This window comes from Rhodoferax sp. SPJ4 (assembly GCF_058216275.1).
The window spans coordinates 697,607-715,114 of sequence record NZ_JBYZMN010000001.1; the positions used below are offsets into that span (position 1 = coordinate 697,607).

Here is a 17,508-nt window from a genome sequence, read left to right on the forward strand (position 1 = left end):
GGAGCGCACCATGGGCAACAAGTCGGCACTGAGCGATGAGGTCGAAGCGCGGCTGGAGATGGCCGCGGTGCTGACCCAGCAGCAGCTGTCTTACGCCCGCGGCATCGTCTCGTCGGCCGGCATCACCAGCCCGGAAATCACCGCCGCGGTGGTGCACGCGCTGGCCATCAACTACGCTGCCCAGGGCGCGGGCAGCGGCCCTGCCAAGCGGGGCGGCAAGAAGGCGGCAGCCGCCGCGGTGACCGACTCGCAGTTTGACCTGCTGATGCCCGACCCCTTCGACCCGCAAACCCGTTGAGTACTCGATTCCTGCGCCGCGGGCTGGCGGTCCTGTGCCTGCTGGCGCTGGCCGCCTACCTGGCCGCGTTGGGCTGGATGTGGGCGCGCCAGGAACAGCTGCTGTTCTTCCCGGTGCCGCTGGCCGCCGATGCGCCGCTGTCGCCGGCGCCTGACGTGCACGAGTCCCTGCTGGCCGTGCCCGGCGCCCAGCTGTCGCTGCTGCACCTGCGCCTGCCCCACCCCAAAGGCGTGGTGCTGTTTCTGCATGGCAACGCCGGCAACCTGGCCCGCTGGTTTGGCGATGCCAAAACCTACCGCGAGGCCAATTTTGATTTGGTGATGGTGGACTACCGCGGCTACGGCAAAAGCAGCGGCCGCATCGAGAGCGAGGCCCAGCTGCGTGCCGACGTGCGCGCGGTGTGGGACCACATCACCCCAGCCTATGCCGGCCAGCCGCTGGTGCTGCTGGGCCAGTCGCTGGGCACGGCGCTGGCCAGTGGCCTGGCGGCCGAGCTGGCCCGCGAGCGCTCGCCCAATGGCAATGCCCCGGTGCAACCGTCGCTGCTGGTGCTGGTGTCACCGTTCCGCAGCATCGAGGCCCTGGCCCGCGATCGCTACCCCTGGGTGCCCTCGGCCCTGCTGCGCTACCCGCTGCGCAACGACGCGGAGCTGGCCGGTCTGACATTGCCCTTGCTGATGGTGCACGGCACCGACGACGCCGTGGTGCCCGCGTCGCACAGCGAGGCCTTGCTGGCCCTGGTGCCGCAAGCCCAGCTGCTGCGCATTCCTGGCGCCGGCCACAGCGACCTCTACCGGCACCCGGTGTATCCGCAGGCGCTGGCGCGGGCCTTCGCCGGCTTGTGAGACCTCAGCCCCTGGCCACCGGCCGGGCGGCGTCGCTGCACCACTCGCTCCAGCTGCCGGCGTAGAGCGCGGTGGGCCCCAGGCCGGCCAGTTCCATGGCCAGCAGGTTGGGCACGGCGCTGACGCCGCTGCCACACTGGTGCACCACCGTGGCCGGGTCGCGCTGGCCCAGCAGGGCGGTGAATTCGGCGCGCAAGACCTCGGCCGGCTTGAACTTGCCGTCCGTTCCCAGGTTCTGGTTGAAGGGCCGGTTCAGCGCGCCGGGAATGTGGCCGGCCACCGGGTCCAGCGGCTCCACCTCGCCACGAAAACGCGGCGCGGCGCGGGCGTCCAGCACCGTCTGGGTGGGGCGGCCCAGCTGCTGCAGCACGGCCTCGCTGCCCACCAGCTGGCGCAGCGCCGGTTGCAGTGTGAAGGTGGTGGACGGCGGCCGTGCCGGCTCGTCGCCCGTGGCCACCGCGCCAGCCGGCTCGCCCAGCCCCTGCCAGGCCTGCAGGCCACCGTCCAGCACCGCCACGGCGTCGTGGCCGGCCCATTTCAGCATCCACCACAGCCGGCCACAGAAGTTGGCGCCCTGGCGGTCGTAGACCACCGCCTGCATGCCGTTGGCAAAGCCCACCGAGCCCAGCCAGGCGGCGAAGCGTTCGCGGCTGGGCAGCGGGTGGCGGCCGCCAGAGCAGGGCGCCTCGCTGGCGGGGGCGGCGGCGCCGCGTTTGGCGCTCAGCACGCTGTCCAGGTGGGCATAAACCGCGCCCGGGATGTGGGCCTGCCGGTACTGCGCCAGGCCGGCCTCGGGCTGGGTCAAATCAAAGCTGCAGTCGAACACCATCAGCGGGGCGCCGCACAGTTGCAGCGTGGAGAGTTGTTCGGCGGTGATCAGGGTGGTGTGCATCAATGGACTCCAGGACTCTCAAGACGGTTGGCGGCTGCGCAGCACGGTGGCGGCCATGCCGCTGGCAACGATTAGCGCCATGCCGGCCCACCCCAGCGCGGGGATCTGGTCGCCGAACAGCCACAGGCTGTAGAACGACGCGAACACGATGCCAGCGTACTGCAGGTTGGCCACCAGCAGCGTGGGGCCGCGGCTGTAGGCGCGGGTCATGCACAGCTGGCCCAGCGAGGCCAGCACGCCAATCGGCAGCAGCCACAGCGCCTGGCCCCCGTCCCAGGGCGACCACCCCATGACGCCGATGGCCAGCAGCCCGCCCAGCGTGGAGCCGACGCCGAAGTAAAACACGGTGCGGGTTTCGGGCTCGCCGGCGCGGGCCAGGGCCGCCACCTGCAGGTAAGCCAGCGCGGTGGCCACGCCCGACAGCAGGCCCACCAGGCCGGCGGCCAGCTGGTCTTGGGCCAAGGTGGGGCGCAACACCATCACCACCCCGACAAAGCCCAGCGCCACCGTGCTCACCAGGCTGCCGGCCGGGCGGCCGCGGCGCCGCCACAGGCTGGCCGCGACCAGGAAGGCGGCGATCCACAGGCTGCTCATGTAATTCAGTGTCATCGCGGTGGCCAGCGGCAGCCGGCCGATGGCGTAGAACCAGGCGCCCAGCGCCAGCACGCCGGCCAGGTTGCGCGCCACATGCATGGCGGGCACCGGGGTGGTCAGCTTGACGCGGGTGACGCCCGCCACGCCGGCCATCACCACCATGCTGACCAGGCCACGGTAGAACACCAGTTCGGCGCTGTTGAAATGCGCGGAGGCCTGCTTGACGCAGACCGCCATGCTGGCGAACAAAAAGGCGGCCAGCACCATCCACAGGGCCTGCAAGGCCTGCGGGCGGGGGGAGGGCAGTGAAGGGAGGGGCTGCCCGGCGCCGGAGGGTGCGCTACCGGGCATGCGGCGTCCGGATCCGCAAGGGGACAGCCGGCCTCAGGCCGTGGGCTGGGCCATGGCGGCCCGGTACCACTCGTGGAAATGCTGCATGCCGTCTTCCATCGGGCTCTGGTAGGGGCCGAACTCGTTGTCGCCCCGGGCCAGCAGCGCTTTGCGGCCGGCGTCCATGCGCAGCGCGATTTCGTCGTCTTCCTCGCAGGTTTCCATGTAGGCGGCCTGCTGGGCCTCGACGAACTCGCGCTCGAAGGCGGCAATTTCCTCGGGGTAGTAGAACTCCACCATGTTCATGGTTTTCTGCGGGCCCATGGGGAACAGCGTGGACACCGTCAGCACATGGGGGTACCACTCGACCATGATGTGCGGGTAGTAGGTCAGCCAGATCGCGCCGTACTTGGGCGGCTGGTTGTTGCGGTAGGCCAGCAGCGCGGCCTGCCAGCGCTCGTAGACCGGCGAGCCGCCCGACGCGTCGGCCTTGCCCAGGCGGTTGGCCACGCCCACGGTCTGCACCGAGTAGTTCGGCTTGAACTCCCAGCGCAGGTCGTCGCAGGTGACAAAACCGCCCAGGCCGGGGTGGAAGGGGCCGACGTGGTAGTCCTCCAGATAGACCTCGATGAAGGTCTTCCAGTTGTAGTCGCACTCGTGCATGACCACCCGGTCCAGCACATGGCCGGAAAAATCCAGGTCGGCCTGAGGGCCCAGGCCGGCCATGTCGGCGGCCACATTGCGACGGCTACCGGAGGGGCCTTCCAGGCCGGCTTCGAACAGCAGCCCGTTCCATTCCTGCAGCGGGTAGTTGTGCAGGTTCAGGCAGGGGTCGGTCTCGAAATGCGGCGCGCCGATCAGCTTGCCGGCCGGCGAGGGGTTGCCGCCGCTGTAGGTCCAGCGGTGCAGCGGGCAGACGATGTTGCCGCCGGCGCTGCCGGGCTGGGTGGTGTGGAGCGAGCCGCGGCCCTTGAGCATGATGGCCTGGCGGTGCCGGCAGACGTTGGACACCAGCTCGATGCCGGCCGGGGTGTGAACCAGGGCGCGGCCTTCGCCTTCCTGCGGCAGGGCGTGGTAATCACCCACCTCGGGCACCGACAGGCGGTGGCCCAGGTATCGGGGGCCGCGCTGGAACAGCAGTTCACGTTCGCGCTGGAACAGCGCGTCATCGAAATAGCTGGACACGGCCAGTTGGCTGGTGGCCTGCTGCAGGTGAAGACTCAAATCAGACATGCTCCCCCCAGGGAGGGTAGACGCCAGAGCGCGAAAGGGGTGGGTGCCGGGACTTCGGCGAGGAGGGCGCATTGTAGCCGGCGGGGGGTGTCTGGCACCGGCCCCGCACCCGGACGGCCAGTGCCCAGCCTCTAGAATCGGGTTTTCTCAGGTCCATCCCCCCATGCCCAAGGCCGCCCCCCTGCCATCCCCCCCCGCCAGCTACGAGCTGGCGCTGGAAGAGCTGGAACAGCTCATCGCCCGGCTGGAGTCCGGCCAGCTGCCGCTGGCCGAGCTGCTGTCGGGCTACCAGCGCGGCGCCGAGCTGCTGACCTATTGCCGTGGCCAGCTGGAGGCGGTGGAGTCGCAGATCAAGGTGCTGGACGGCGGCGCGCTCAAGCCCTGGACCGAAGGGTGAGCGGGGTGTTTGACCTGGCCGCCTGGCGCGGTGAGCGGCTGGCCCGCGTTGAAGACGCCCTGGCGCGCTGGGTGCCGCCCAGCGCCCCGGCCGGCCTGGGTGAGGCCATGCGCTACGCGGTGCTGGACGGCGGCAAGCGCTTGCGTGCACTGCTGGTTCTGGCCGCCGCCGAGGCGGTGGGGGCTGACAGCCACGCCGCCGCCCTTCGCGCCCAGACCGACGAAGCGGCGCTGCGCGCCGCGTGCGCCGTCGAACTGATCCATGCCTATTCACTGGTCCATGACGACATGCCCTGCATGGACAACGACGTGCTGCGCCGTGGCAAGCCCACGGTGCATGTGGCCTATGGCGAGGCCATGGCCTTGTTGTCGGGCGACGCCTTGCAGGCCCTGGCCTTCGAGCTGCTGACGCCCGACCACGGCGCGGTGGCGCCGGCCACCCAGGCCCGCCTGTGTGCTTTGCTGGCCCGCTGTGCCGGCCACGACGGCATGGCCGGTGGCCAGGCCATCGACCTGGCCAGCGTGGGTCTGTCGCTGACCGAAGGCGAGCTGCGCACCATGCACCGGCTGAAAACCGGTGCGCTGCTGCAGGGCAGTGTGGCCATGGGCGCGGCCTGTGGCCCGGCCAGCCCGCAGGCGCTGGCGGCCCTCCACACCTATGGCGCGGCGGTGGGCCTGGCCTTCCAGGTGGTGGACGACATCCTGGACGTGACCGCCGACTCGGCCACGCTGGGCAAAACCGCCGGCAAGGACGCCGCCCACGACAAACCCACCTATGTCTCACTGATGGGCCTGGCCGGCGCCCAGGCCCATGCCCGTGCGCTGCTGGAGCAGGCCCTGGCCCCGCTGGACGCCTCCGGCCTGCCGCAGACCGACGCCTTGCGCGGACTGGCCCAGACGGTGGTCAGCCGCTCCTTCTGAGTTCGCCGGGCCCCGCTTGCCGGGCCTTTGCGCTATAAAGCAACAGCTTATGTCCACTTCGCTTTACCCTTTGCTGGCCACCGTCAATGACACGCAAGACCTGCGGCGCCTGTCGCGGCCGCAGCTGCAGACGCTGGCCCATGAGCTGCGCGCCTACCTGCTGGACAGCGTGTCCAAGACCGGTGGCCACCTCAGCTCCAACCTCGGCACGGTGGAGCTGACCATCGCGCTGCACTACGTGTTCAACACCCCCCAAGACCGCCTGGTGTGGGACGTGGGCCACCAGACCTACCCGCACAAGATCCTGACCGGCCGGCGCGACCGCATGCCCACGCTGCGCCAGCTCGGCGGCCTGAGCGGTTTCCCGCGCCGCGACGAAAGCCCCTACGACACCTTTGGCACGGCCCATTCCAGCACCAGCATCTCGGCGGCGCTGGGCATGGCCGTGGCCGCCCACCAAAAGGGCGAGGACCGCCATGCGGTGGCCATCATCGGCGACGGCGCGATGAGCGCCGGCATGGCCTTTGAGGCGCTGAACAACGCTGGCGTGTCGCCCGGCCGGCTGCTGGTGGTGCTGAACGACAACGACATGTCCATCAGCCCGCCGGTGGGCGCGCTCAACCGCTACCTGGCCCAGCTGATGAGCGGCCAGTTCTACGCCGCCGCCAAGCATGTGGGCAAGCAGGTGCTCAAGCCCTTGCCGCCACTGTTCGAACTGGCCAAGCGTTTCGAGGAACATGCCAAGGGCATGGTGGTGCCGGCCACGCTGTTCGAGAAATTCGGCTTCAACTACATCGGCCCCATCGACGGCCACGACCTCGACTCGCTGATCCCCACGCTGGAAAACATCAAGCAGCTGATGGTCGGTGGCGAAGGCCCGCAGTTTCTGCATGTGGTGACCAAAAAGGGCCAGGGCTACAAACAGGCCGAGGCCGACCCCATCGCCTACCACGGCCCGGGCAAGTTCGACCCGGCGGTGGGCCTGACCCCGCCGGCCACCGTGCCCAAGACCACCTTCACCCAGGTGTTTGGCCAGTGGCTGTGTGACATGGCCGAAAAAGACCTGCGGCTGGTGGGCATCACGCCGGCCATGCGCGAAGGCTCGGGCATGGTGGAGTTCCACAAACGCTTTCCCGGCCGCTACCACGACGTCGGCATTGCCGAGCAGCACGCGGTGACCTTTGCCGCCGGCCTGGCCTGCGAAGGCCTGAAGCCGGTGGTGGCGATTTACTCCACCTTTTTGCAGCGCGCCTACGACCAGCTGATTCACGACGTGGCGCTGCAAAACCTGCCGGTGGTGTTTGCGCTCGACCGCGCCGGTCTGGTCGGTGCCGACGGCGCCACCCACGCCGGGGCCTACGACATCCCCTACCTGCGCTGCATCCCCAACGTCAGCCTGGCCTGCCCGGCCGACGAGAACGAGTGCCGGCAACTGCTCAGCACCGCCTTCGAACAAAACCACCCAGTGGCAGTGCGCTACCCGCGCGGCGCCGGGGCCGGCACCGCCATCACCCCCAGCCTGGTGGGCCTGCCCTTTGGCAAGGGCGAGTTGCGCCGCCAGGGCCAGAAGATCGCCATCCTGGCCTTTGGCACCTTGCTGTACCCCGCGCTGGAAGCAGCCGAGAAGCTCAATGCCACCGTGGTCAACATGCGCTGGGCTAAGCCGCTGGACGTGGACCTGCTGCTGAAGGTGGCCGCCGAACACGAGGCCCTGGTGACGCTGGAAGAAGGCGCGGTGATGGGCGGCGCCGGCAGTGCGGTGGGCGAGGCGCTGAGCGCCGCCGGCGTGCTGCGGCCGTTGCTGCAGCTGGGCCTGCGCGACGAGTTCACCGAACATGGCGACCCGGCCAAACTGCTGGCCTTGCAGGGGCTGGACGCCGCCGGCATTGCGCAGTCCATCGCCGGCCGATTTGCCAGCCTGCTGGACGCGCCACCGCCAGCCCTCAAGGTGGTGGCCTGAGCCGCACAGCAACCCCGCGGCCGGTGGTGGTTTCGCGAGGGAAAACCCCCCGTCAGAGGGGCGAACCCGGTTTTTACAATGCAGCCTTGATTCACCCGGTACCGGGCGCGCCAGAAGCGCGTCGGGGCCCCACAAGACCACAGGAGATCACCCCATGGACCGTCGCTCACTGATCAAAAATGCCGGCATTGCCGGTGTGCTGGCCGCCGGCATGGCGCCGGCCGTGCACGCCCAGGCCGCCATCCGCTGGCGCCTGGCCTCGAGCTTCCCCAAATCGCTGGACACCATCTACGGCGGCGGCGAGGTGTTTGCGAAGGCCGTCAAGGCCATGTCGGGCGGCAAGTTCGAGATCTCGGTCCATGCCGGTGGTGAGCTGATGCCGCCGTTCGGCGTGGTCGACGGCGTGCAGAACGGCACGGTGGAAATGGCCCACACCGTGCCCTACTATTTCTACGGCAAGAACCCGGCCTTTGCCATCGGCTCGGCCGTGCCCTTCGGCATGAACGCCCGCCAGATGAGCGCCTGGATGCTGCACGGCAACGGCCGCAAGCTGATGAACGAGTTGTACGCCAAGTACAACATGGTTAGCTTCGCCGGCGGCAACACCGGCACCCAGATGGGGGGCTGGTTCCGCAAGGAAATCAAGAGCCCGGCCGACTTCAAGGGCCTGAAGATGCGCCTGGGCGGCGGTCTGGTGGGCGAGGTCATGACCAAGCTCGGCGCCGTGCCGCAAAGCCTGCCCGGTGGCGAGATCTACCAGGCGCTGGAAAAGGGCACCATCGACGCCGCCGAATGGGTCGGTCCCTACGACGACCAGAAGCTGGGCTTCAACAAGGTCGCCCCGTTCTACTACTACCCCGGCTGGTGGGAGGGTGGCCCCGAGGTCGACTTCTTCATCAACCAGAAGGCCTGGGATGGCCTGTCGGCCGAGAACAAGGCCATCATCGAGGCCGCAGCGGCCCAGGCCCACGGCGACATGCTGGCCAAGTACGACGCCCTCAACCCCACCGCGCTCAAGCAGCTGGTGGCCGCCAAGACCAAGGTGTTGCCCTTCCCGCAGGCGGTGCTCGACGCCTCGTTCAAGGCCTCGATGGAGGTCTATGGTGAGCTGGCCGCCAAGAGTGAGGACTGGAAGAAGATTTACACCGACTTCCGCAACTTCCAGCGCGACCAGGTGCTGTGGTTCCGCTTTGCCGAAGGCCGCTTCGACTCCTTCATGGCCGCGCAAAAACTCTGAGCGCGCCCCGCGCACACACCGAAAGCCACCTGTGGGTGGCTTTTTTCATGGTCTTGTGGCGCTGGAGCCGCAGCCGGGTGTGAAAAATCACCAGGGTGGCGGGCTTTGCACACCGCGTCACCTGCACGCCCGTGTCTTGTGTTTCAATTTGCCTGTGTTGATTGTTTTGCACTGAGGCGGTCCCGATTCCGAACACCGACACACCGACGCCCCGTTTTCGCCGCTGGCTCCGGCACCTCCCCCGTGGTCGCTGGCTGGCGGCCGCCCTGGGCCTGTTGGCCCTGCTGACCGGCCTGGCGCTGTGGGAGGTTGAAACCTCCTGGCTGCAGGCCCGCTGGTTTGCCGGCTGGGCGCGCGAGCTGAGCTATGCGGTCCAGCCCGGCACCAACACCGCCATCCGTTACCCGGTGGACGGCCCCTTCGACGAGCGCCTGGGCTACACCCGCTTGCCCACCTTCACCGAGCGCCTGCAGGCCTCGGGCTACAGCGTGGTGGCCCAGGCCCAGCCATCGGAGGCGCTGACCCGCTACCTGGACCGCGGCTTCTTCGCCCCCTTCCAGGAAAAAACCCAGGCCGGCCTGCAGCTGCAGGACTGCCGCCGCGAGACGCTGTTCCAGGCCCGGGTGCCGCAGCGCGTCTATGCCAATGCCGAGGCCATTCCGCCGCTGGTGGCGCAGACCCTGGCCTTCATTGAGAACCGCGAGATCCTGTCCACCGACGAGCCCAACCACAACCCAGCGGTGGAATGGGGCCGGCTGGGCCGCGCGGTGATCGACCAGGCCAAGGTGCTGGCCAGCGGCGACCACCCAGCCGCCGGCGGCAGCACGCTGGCCACGCAGATCGAGAAATTCCGCCATTCGCCCGACGGCCGCACCGCCGGGCCGGTGGACAAGTACCGGCAAATGGTGTCGGCCTCGGTGCGTGCCTACATGGACGGCGAGAACACCGTGGCGGCCCGCCAGCGCATCCTGCTCGACTACCTCAACAGCCTGCCGCTGGGGGCCTTGCGCGGCTACGGCGATGTGAACGGCATCGGTGACGGCCTGGGCGCCTGGTATGGCGCCCGGCTCGACGCGGCCAGCCAGTTGCTGCGCCAGCCTCAGTCGCAGGCGGAGGGCCTGGCCGCCCGCGGCCTGGCCTACCGCCAGACCCTGAGCCTGTTGATCGCCCAGCGCCGGCCGTCGTGGTTTTTCGGCGCTGGCCAGCCCCAGCTGAACCAGCTGATCGACAGCTACCTGCGCCTGCTGGGCGAGACCGGGGTGCTGGTGCCGGCCTTGCGCGACGCCGCGCTGCAGGCCACGCTGGTGGTGGCCACCCGTTACCGCGACCCCGACGAGGCCAGCTCCGACAGCGACGAACGCAAGGGCGCCAACCTGTTGCGGGTGCAACTGGCCTCGCTGCTGGATGTGCCTTCGCTGTACGACTTGGATCGGCTGGACCTGCAGGCCCGCAGCACGCTGGACGGCCCGTCCCAATCGGCGGTGACCCGCACCCTCAACCGCCTGCGTGAGCCGGCCCAGGCCAAGGCCGCCGGCCTGCTCGACGCCCAGCTGCTGCAGCGCGGCGACCCGGCCAAGTTGCTGTACAGCTTCACGCTGTACGAGCGCGGCGAGGGCGTCAACCGGGTCCGGCTGCAAACCGACAACCTCGACCAGCCCTTCGACATCAACAGCGGTGCCAAGCTGGAGCTGGGCTCCACCGCCAAGCTGCGCACGCTGGTGACCTACCTCGAGTTGATCGCCGGGCTGCACGCCAAGCTGGCCCCGCTGGACCGTGCCGCACTGCTGGCGTTGCCAGTGTCACGCAAGGACCGACTGACCCGCTGGGCGGTGGACCACCTGGCCCAGGCCAAGGACCGCAGCCTGGCCGCGATGCTGGAGGCGGCCATGCAAAGGCGCTATTCGGCCAGCCCGGCCGAGGCTTTTTTCACCGGTGGCGGTGTGCACAGCTTTGCCAACTTCAAGCCGGAAGACAACGGCAAGACGCCTTCGCTGTACGAGGCCCTGCGCGACTCGGTCAACCTGGTCTTCATCCGGCTGATGCGCGACATCGTGTGGCACCACATGCACCGCGACCCGGCCTCGGCCGCCAGCATGCTGGACAACCCCGATCACCCGGGCCGCGAGGCCATGCTGAACCGCTTCGCCGACCGTGAGGGCTCGCAGTTCATCCGTGGCTTCTACCGCAAGTACCGCGGTCAGACCCCGGCCCAGATCACCGAGACCCTGCTGAGCAGCGTGCGGCCCACGCCATTGCGGCTGGCGGTGGTGTTCCGGGCCCTGAACCCGCAGGCCGATGGCAACGCCTTTGCCGCCTTTGTGGCCGAGCAGCTGGACGGCCCGGTGCCGGCCCGGGCGGTGCTCGACCGGGTGTTTGCCCAGCAGGCGCCGGGCCGCTACAGCCTCAATGACCAGGGTTATTTGGCCCATGTGCACCCGCTGGAACTGCTGGTGGCGGCCCACCTGCGGACCCACCCGGCCGCCAGCGTCAGCGAAGTCATTGCCGCCAGCGCGGCCGACCGGCTGGCGGTCTACAGCTGGCTGTTCAAGACCAAGGCCCGCAGCGCCCAGGACATCCGCATCCAGTCGCTGCTGGAGCTGGACGCCTTTGTCGAGATCCACCGCAGCTGGCAGCGGCTGGGCTACCCCTTTGCCAGCCTGGTGCCGTCCTATGCCAGCGCCATCGGCAGCTCCGGCGACCGACCGGCGGCGCTGGCCGAGCTGATGGGCATCCTGGTCAACCAGGGGGTGCGCCAGCCCACGGTCTACCTGGAAGACCTGCGCTTTGCCCAGAACACCCCCTACGAGACGCGCTGGACCCGGCCCACCGGCCTGCCGGAGCGGGTGCTGCCGGCGGAGGTGGCGGCGATCGCCCAGAAAGCCCTGGCCCGGGTGGTGGACGAGGGCACGGCGCGCCGGCTGCGCGGCGCCATCACGGGGCGCGATGGCCAGGCCCTGGCCATTGGCGGCAAGACCGGCACCGGCGACAACCGGCTCAACACCTATGGCGCCGGCGGGGCACGCACCGGCTCCAAGGCCATCAACCGCACCGCCACCTTTGTGTTTTTCATCGGCGACCGGCATTTCGGCACGCTGACCGCCTATGTGCCCGGCGAGGCAGCCGACGGCTACCGCTTCACCAGCGCCTTGCCGGTGCAAATCCTCAAGCACATGGTGCCGCTGCTGCAGCCGGTACTGGCCGCCACCACGCCCGAGGGCTGTGCCGGCGGCGATGTGGCGCTGAAGTGGGCGCCCGACCTGCGAGCCGCCGCCGCGGCCAGCGCCCCGGCCGCCAAAAACTGAGCCGCCCACCCTGTTTTTCGGGGTACCCCTGAATTTTTTGGGGATGCTTGTAAGAAGGGCTGGGCCGTGCCGACTCACCGGCATGACTTCTTTGTCCATGCCCGCTCCCCACCCCGCCGCGCCGCCGCCGGCCAGTCGGGTCATCCATCCGCTGTGGTTCCGCTGCGTGCACTGGGCCAACGCGGTGGCGGTGGTCCTGCTGATCGTCAGCGGCTGGCGGATTTTCAACGCCTCGCCCCTGTTCGATTTCCGCTTTCCCGGCTCGCTGACCATCGGCGGCTGGCTGGGTGGCGCCTTGCAATGGCATTTCGCCGCGATGTGGCTGTTTGCCGCCAACGGCTTGTTGTACATCGCGCTCAACCTGCTGTCGGGCCGCTGGTCACGCAAGCTCTTGCCCCTCAGCCCACGGGGCGTGGTGGCCGATGCCTTGGCGGCGCTGAAGGGCCATTTGAGCCATGCCGACCCGGCCCAGTACAACCAGGTGCAGAAGCTGGCCTACCTGGCGGTGGTGCTGGACGCGGTGCTGCTGGTGTTGTCGGGCCTGGTGATCTGGAAGTCGGTGCAGTTCCCGCTGCTGCGTACGCTGCTGGGCGGCTACGACGCGGCCCGCTGGGTGCACTTTGCCGCCATGGCCTTCATGGTGGTGTTCATCGCGGTCCACCTGGTGATGGTGATGCTGGTGCCACGCACCCTGCTGACCATGGTGCGTGGCCGCTGAAACCCAGGAGCTTGTGATGCACCCGTCCAAACCCAAAGCCCGTGCCGGCACCCCGGCCGATCTCTCGCTGGCCCTGGCCGACGAGCTGCGTTTTCTGTCCTCGCCCAGCCGCCGCTGGTTCCTCGGCTCGGCCGCCCGCAGGGTGGTGCAGGGCGGGCTCACCGTGGGCGGCCTGTCGCTGCTCAGCGGCTGTGTCATTGACTCGGGCGACCAGGTCGAGGCGGCGCTGCAACGCATTTCCCGGTTCAACGACCAGGCCCAGGCCTGGCTGTTCGACCCGAACCGGCTGGCCCCCACCTATGCCGACGCCGACGTCATGCGGCCCTTTCCCTTCAATGCCTACTATGGCGAAGACGAGGTCCGTGAGGTCGACGGTGATGCCTTCCGGCTGGAGGTGACGGGCATGGTGGCCGACCGCAAGCGCTGGTCGCTGGCCGAGTTGCAGGCCATGCCCTCCACCGACCAAATCACCCGCCACATCTGTGTGGAGGGCTGGAGCGCCATTGGCAAATGGGGCGGTGTGCCCTTCGGCGATTTTCTGCGCCGCGTGGGCGCCGACCTGAGCGCCAAGTACGTCGGCTTCAAGTGCGCCGACGATTACTACACCAGCATCGACATGGCCACCGCGCTGCACCCGCAAACCCTGCTGGCGCTGAGCTTTGATGGCCAGCCGCTGCCACCCAAATACGGTTACCCGATGAAGCTGCGCATGCCCACCAAGCTGGGCTACAAGAACCCCAAGCACATCCAGGCTTTGTTTGTCACCAACACTTACCCCGGTGGTTATTGGGAAGACCAGGGGTACAACTGGTTCGGCGGAAGCTGAGGACTTTGCTCAGCCGCTGACAAAAGGCCATCGCGCCAACATAAACCTCACCAACAGGAGTTTGAACCATGAAGAAGATTTCCGCTGTTTTGCTGGCCCTGGGCCTGTCGATTGCCGGTGGCCAGGTGCTGGCCGCTGGCCACGCCGGCGCCCCCGATGCGATGAAGAAAGACGAAATGAAGAAGGACGCCATGGGCAAAGACGCCATGGCCAAGGACGGCATGAAGAAGGACGAGATGAAGAAAGACGCCATGGCCAAAGATGGCATGAAGAAAGACGAAATGAAGAAGGACGCCATGGGCAAAGACGCCATGGCCAAGGACGCGATGAAGAAGGACGAAATGAAGAAGTGATTCTTCACCGGCTCCCGGCAAAGGCCCTGCTTGCAGGGCCTTTTTTCATTTCAGTGCCAGCGCGGTCCGGCCACCGTGGGGTGACGGTGGCGCCAGGTCTGCCAGCGCAGCCGCTGCAAGGCCACCAGTTCGCTCAGGCCCCAGGCCAGGCTGAGCAGCACCGCGCCGGTGGTGCGCAGGCCGCGACCGATCTCAGTCATGGTTGGGGACGCAGAGAAAGCGCCAGCCGTCGTCAAACAGCGAGTCCAACAGTTGTTGCAGTCTGAGCAGTTTCCAAAGCATGGTGCGCTCCTGGGTGCGTTGCAGTCCCTTCACCGTAGCGGCCTTGTGTGACGGTTTGACGACGCTGCAGCCACGCCACAGGTCTTTGCCGGGACGCTGGCGTGCCGGTGGGTCGCGGCCTATGCTGCAGGCCAGATGCCCTTGCCCACCCCTGCCGCCGCGCCTTGCCCATGACCGGTGTTGCCCTGCCCGAACTGGTCACGCTGGAACGCATCCTGGCGCAAGGCGGAGCCCATTTGCAGGTGCGGGTGGTGCGCGAGGTGGTGGTGCCGGCCGGCCATCGCTTTCCGGTCTATGCCATCACGCTGGGCAGCACCGAGGCCGACGCGCCGGCCGTGGGCTTCTTCGGGGGGGTGCATGGTCTGGAGCGCATCGGCGCTTCGGTGGTGATGGCCTATTTGCAAAACGTGGTGATGCGGCTGCGCTGGGACAGCACCTTGCAGCGGCAGCTGGAGCATGTGCGCTTGGTGTTCATGCCCATCGTCAACCCGGGCGGCATGTGGGCTGGCACGCGGGCCAACCCGCGCGGCGTGGACCTGATGCGCAACGCGCCGGTGGAGGCGCGCGACCCGGTGCCTTTCCTGGTGGGCGGCCAGCGTTTGAGCGCCGGCCTGCCCTGGTACCGGGGCAGACTGGGCGAGCCCATGGAGGCCGAAAGCCAGGCGCTGTGCGAGGTGGTGACCAGCGAGCTGCTGAGCCGGCCGTTCAGCCTGGCGCTGGACTGCCATTCGGGTTTCGGCCTGAGCGACCGGCTGTGGTTTCCTTTTGCCCACACCCGCAAGCCCATACGCCACCTGGGCGCGATGCAGGCCTTGCAAGCCATCTTTGCCCAGGCCCACAGCCACCACGCCTACGTGATCGAGCCGCAAAGCGCCCAGTACCTGACCCATGGCGACCTCTGGGACCACCTCTACCTGTTGGCCTGCCAAACGCCCGACCGCACGTTTTTGCCGCTGACGCTGGAAATGGGCTCCTGGCTGTGGGTCAAGAAAAACCCGCGCCAGCTGTTTTCGCGCCACGGCATCTTCAACCCGCTGATCGACCACCGCCAGCAGCGGGTGCTGCGCCGCCATGTGTCGCTGCTGGATTTTCTGGGCCGGGCGGCCTGCAGCCACGAGCGCTGGATGGGCGCCGCACTGGCCAGCGGGGGCCCGCCATGAGCACTTGGGTGTTGCTGCGCGGGCTGACGCGCGAGGCCGCCCACTGGGGCGCGTTTGTGCCCCGATTCCAGCAGGCGCTGCCGCAGGCCAGGGTGGTCACGCTGGACCTGCCGGGCAACGGCCAGGCCCACCGGCAAACCAGCCCCTGGTCGGTGGAGGCCATGGCCCAGGCCTGCCGCGACGAGCTGGCCCGCCAGGGCCTGGCGCCGCCGTTTCATTTGCTGGCGATGTCGCTGGGCGCGATGGTGGCAGTGGCGTGGGCCCGCGCCGCGCCGCAGGAGGTGGCCGCGGCGGTGCTGGTCAATACCAGCGGCCGGCCCTTGAACCCCTTGCACCAGCGCCTGCGCCCGACCAACTACCCCAGCGCGCTGCGCATGCTGCTGCCCAGCCGGCCCGCAGCGGTCGAGCGCCGGGTGCTGCAAATGACCAGCAGCCAGCCCCATCGCCACGCGGCGGTGCTGGCTGATTGGCTGGCGGTGCGTCGGGCGCGGCCGGTGAGCACGGCCAACGCCTGGCGCCAGCTGGTGGCCGCCGCCCGCTACCGCGTGCCGCCGGTGGCACCCTGCGGGTTACTGCTGCTGGCCAGCCGGGGCGACCGCTTGGTCAGCAGCCAGTGCTCGGAGGCCTTGGCCGCCGCCTGGCAATGCCCGCTGCGGCTGCACCCCAGCGCCGGCCACGACCTGCCGCTGGATGACGGGCCCTGGGTGGTGGCCCAGGTGACGGCCTGGCTCGACAACCGGGCCGTGGGGCAGGGCTCAGTGGCCTGAGGGGGGCGGTTTGCCGCCGCGGCCGGGCACCAGGCGGGCCCGCCGCTGCGCGTCCAGGCCGGGGGTGGCGCGCATGTCGGTGTCGACCAGGCCGGCGTCGATGTCGCGTTGGGCCTGCACCATCAAGGGGTCAGGCGCCGGCGCGGTGGTGGCGGTGGATTGGTCTGTCTCGTGTGGCAGCGCCAAACCCGCGGCCGACCGCGGTGCCTTCACGCCGCGCGGCGGTATGGCCACGGCGGGGGCGTCGGGGCGCAGGGGGGCGGGCTTCATTGGCACCCGGCCAGCCCCTGCGGCTGGACCCATTGCGGTGGCGGGGTACCGGGGTCGGTGATGCGTTCGTGCTCGGGGTCGTCCGGAAGATGGGCGGGAACCGGGCCCTGGTCGGGCTCGACCGGCAGGGCGCCGGGTTCCAACTCGCCGGGCAGCTCTCTGGTCGGTGGCGGGGGGCTTTGGAGCCAGACCGGGGTGGACGGCCGGGTCCAGGGTGCGCGGTGCTGCTGCATGTCAGCTCGACGGGGTGATGCGATTCCAGGCGTCGCGCGCCGCGTGCCTGGCCCGCTCCCAGCCCAGGCGGGAGGCGCCACGGTTGGCCGCCCAGTCGCTGGACATCTCGGACTCGACAGCGTCGAAATCGCGCCCTGGATAGCGACCCCTTGCGTCCATCCCGAAGACATAGGCGGGGCCGTAATCGTCGAAGCTCGCGCCGGTTTCGACGTAGTCACGGCCGCCAAAGTTGTGTTGCCAGTAAGCCTGCTCGCGGGCGGGGTCCATGGTCTCTGCAACGCCTTGGCCAACCAGCCCGCCGGCGACCGCCCCGATGACGGCACCGACCACGGTACCCACCGGACCCGCCACCGTGCCGGTGGCCCCCGCCGCAGCTGCACCGCCCAGGGCGGCACCGATGCCGGTGCCCATGGGGTGGCTGCCGGGTGCGCCGGTCAGTGGGTCGCGGTGGGTTTCGAGGTCGCGATCGTCTTGGCTCATGGTCAACTCCTGGGGATGGGTGAATCGGAATGGGGCGGAAGCGTTGTCAGCGCGCGCTGCCGCGCCGGACCAAGTTCACGATGGCCAGCAGCAGCGCGGCACCAACGAACGAGACCAGCAGACCCGGCAGGCTGAAGTTGTTTTGGTTGATGGTGCTGACGCCCACCAGTGGCGAGATCAGCCAGCCCGCCAGCAGCGCGCCGACAATGCCCACAACGATGTTCAGCACCATGCCTTGCTGGCCGTTGGTGCGCATGAGCATGCTGGCCAGCCAGCCGATGACGCCGCCGACGATCAGCCAAATGATGAGGTTCATGGAATACGCTCCGAGGTGATTTCAACGCGCTGGGTGACATACCCAGAACCGTGATGCCCATGGTCTGCGTTGCCATGGTCTGGGTCTGTTCGGC

Annotated in this window: 20 protein-coding genes; 12 read left to right on the forward strand and 8 right to left on the reverse strand. The window is 68.9% G+C overall.

Going from position 1 to position 17,508, the window contains the following annotated elements:
• The first annotated feature begins 10 nt into the window (after positions 1-10).
• Together AC4BAR_RS03470 and AC4BAR_RS03475 are read left to right on the forward strand one after the other, a co-directional pair.
• On the forward strand, positions 11-298 hold the full coding sequence (locus AC4BAR_RS03470) for a hypothetical protein (protein ID WP_490626413.1): 288 nt from the start codon (positions 11-13) through the stop codon (positions 296-298).
• Entirely contained in the window at positions 295-1,143 is an 849-nt protein-coding gene (locus tag AC4BAR_RS03475) for an alpha/beta hydrolase (RefSeq protein WP_490626414.1), read from the forward strand. Before AC4BAR_RS03470 ends, AC4BAR_RS03475 begins: the two co-directional genes overlap by 4 nt.
• A gap of 4 nt (positions 1,144-1,147) precedes the next feature.
• Here AC4BAR_RS03475 and AC4BAR_RS03480 read toward each other — a convergent pair whose 3' ends face one another.
• The 3 genes from AC4BAR_RS03480 to AC4BAR_RS03490 form a co-directional block, all read right to left on the reverse strand.
• Complete coding sequence (locus AC4BAR_RS03480; RefSeq protein WP_490626415.1) at positions 1,148-2,038, reverse strand: sulfurtransferase; 891 nt, start codon at positions 2,036-2,038, stop codon at positions 1,148-1,150.
• Between the two features lie 15 nt (positions 2,039-2,053).
• Positions 2,054-2,911, reverse strand: a complete 858-nt coding sequence (locus AC4BAR_RS03485) for a DMT family transporter (RefSeq protein ID WP_490627184.1) — start codon at positions 2,909-2,911, stop codon at positions 2,054-2,056.
• 102 nt (positions 2,912-3,013) lie between these two features.
• The gene (locus AC4BAR_RS03490; protein ID WP_490626416.1) at positions 3,014-4,192 is read right to left on the reverse strand and encodes an aromatic ring-hydroxylating oxygenase subunit alpha; all 1,179 of its coding nucleotides are present in this window, start codon (positions 4,190-4,192) and stop codon (positions 3,014-3,016) included.
• A gap of 163 nt (positions 4,193-4,355) precedes the next feature.
• Here AC4BAR_RS03490 and xseB point away from each other — a divergent pair, with 163 nt between their 5' ends.
• The 8 genes from xseB to AC4BAR_RS03530 all read left to right on the forward strand — a co-directional run bounded on the left by xseB (position 4,356) and on the right by AC4BAR_RS03530 (position 13,905).
• Positions 4,356-4,589 (forward strand): exodeoxyribonuclease VII small subunit, encoded by a 234-nt coding sequence (xseB, locus tag AC4BAR_RS03495; RefSeq protein ID WP_490626417.1) that lies wholly within the window; start codon positions 4,356-4,358, stop codon positions 4,587-4,589.
• 5 nt (positions 4,590-4,594) lie between these two features.
• On the forward strand, positions 4,595-5,509 hold the full coding sequence (locus AC4BAR_RS03500; protein WP_490627185.1) for a polyprenyl synthetase family protein: 915 nt from the start codon (positions 4,595-4,597) through the stop codon (positions 5,507-5,509).
• Between the two features lie 49 nt (positions 5,510-5,558).
• Positions 5,559-7,469 (forward strand): 1-deoxy-D-xylulose-5-phosphate synthase, encoded by a 1,911-nt coding sequence (gene dxs, locus AC4BAR_RS03505; RefSeq protein WP_490626418.1) that lies wholly within the window; start codon positions 5,559-5,561, stop codon positions 7,467-7,469.
• 154 nt (positions 7,470-7,623) lie between these two features.
• On the forward strand, positions 7,624-8,706 hold the full coding sequence (locus AC4BAR_RS03510) for a TRAP transporter substrate-binding protein (protein ID WP_490626419.1): 1,083 nt from the start codon (positions 7,624-7,626) through the stop codon (positions 8,704-8,706).
• A gap of 275 nt (positions 8,707-8,981) precedes the next feature.
• A complete protein-coding gene (locus AC4BAR_RS03515; protein WP_490626420.1) occupies positions 8,982-12,008 on the forward strand; it encodes a transglycosylase domain-containing protein in 3,027 nt (1,008 codons plus the stop codon).
• A gap of 82 nt (positions 12,009-12,090) precedes the next feature.
• A complete protein-coding gene (locus tag AC4BAR_RS03520; protein ID WP_490626421.1) occupies positions 12,091-12,726 on the forward strand; it encodes a cytochrome b/b6 domain-containing protein in 636 nt (211 codons plus the stop codon).
• A 16-nt stretch (positions 12,727-12,742) separates the two neighbouring features.
• Positions 12,743-13,552, forward strand: a complete 810-nt coding sequence (locus AC4BAR_RS03525; RefSeq protein ID WP_490626422.1) for a molybdopterin-dependent oxidoreductase — start codon at positions 12,743-12,745, stop codon at positions 13,550-13,552.
• Positions 13,553-13,620: 68 nt separating this feature from the next.
• Entirely contained in the window at positions 13,621-13,905 is a 285-nt protein-coding gene (locus tag AC4BAR_RS03530) for a pentapeptide MXKDX repeat protein (protein ID WP_490626423.1), read from the forward strand.
• A gap of 50 nt (positions 13,906-13,955) precedes the next feature.
• On the opposite strand, the gene AC4BAR_RS03535 is transcribed toward AC4BAR_RS03530, so the two are convergent.
• Entirely contained in the window at positions 13,956-14,105 is a 150-nt protein-coding gene (locus AC4BAR_RS03535) for a hypothetical protein (RefSeq protein WP_490626424.1), read from the reverse strand.
• A gap of 252 nt (positions 14,106-14,357) precedes the next feature.
• On the opposite strand from AC4BAR_RS03535, the gene AC4BAR_RS03540 reads away from it, so the two are divergent.
• Together AC4BAR_RS03540 and AC4BAR_RS03545 are read left to right on the forward strand one after the other, a co-directional pair.
• A complete protein-coding gene (locus AC4BAR_RS03540) occupies positions 14,358-15,347 on the forward strand; it encodes a M14 family zinc carboxypeptidase (protein WP_490626425.1) in 990 nt (329 codons plus the stop codon).
• On the forward strand, positions 15,344-16,114 hold the full coding sequence (locus AC4BAR_RS03545) for an alpha/beta fold hydrolase (protein WP_490626426.1): 771 nt from the start codon (positions 15,344-15,346) through the stop codon (positions 16,112-16,114). The genes AC4BAR_RS03540 and AC4BAR_RS03545 overlap by 4 nt, the downstream gene beginning before the upstream one ends.
• Here AC4BAR_RS03545 and AC4BAR_RS03550 read toward each other — a convergent pair.
• From AC4BAR_RS03550 to AC4BAR_RS03565, 4 genes are read right to left on the reverse strand one after another with little or no spacing between them, the layout of a single operon-like run.
• Positions 16,103-16,384: a hypothetical protein gene (locus AC4BAR_RS03550; RefSeq protein WP_490626427.1), complete on the reverse strand. Its 282-nt coding sequence runs from the start codon at positions 16,382-16,384 to the stop codon at positions 16,103-16,105. The genes AC4BAR_RS03545 and AC4BAR_RS03550 overlap by 12 nt on opposite strands.
• Positions 16,381-16,617 carry a hypothetical protein gene (locus AC4BAR_RS03555; RefSeq protein ID WP_490626428.1) on the reverse strand — a complete coding sequence of 79 codons (237 nt, stop codon included), beginning with the start codon at positions 16,615-16,617 and terminating at the stop codon, positions 16,381-16,383. Before AC4BAR_RS03555 ends, AC4BAR_RS03550 begins: the two co-directional genes overlap by 4 nt.
• A gap of 1 nt (position 16,618) precedes the next feature.
• Positions 16,619-17,098, reverse strand: a complete 480-nt coding sequence (locus AC4BAR_RS03560; RefSeq protein ID WP_490626429.1) for a hypothetical protein — start codon at positions 17,096-17,098, stop codon at positions 16,619-16,621.
• A 46-nt stretch (positions 17,099-17,144) separates the two neighbouring features.
• On the reverse strand, positions 17,145-17,414 hold the full coding sequence (locus AC4BAR_RS03565) for a GlsB/YeaQ/YmgE family stress response membrane protein (RefSeq protein ID WP_490626430.1): 270 nt from the start codon (positions 17,412-17,414) through the stop codon (positions 17,145-17,147).
• Positions 17,415-17,508: the final 94 nt, after the last annotated feature.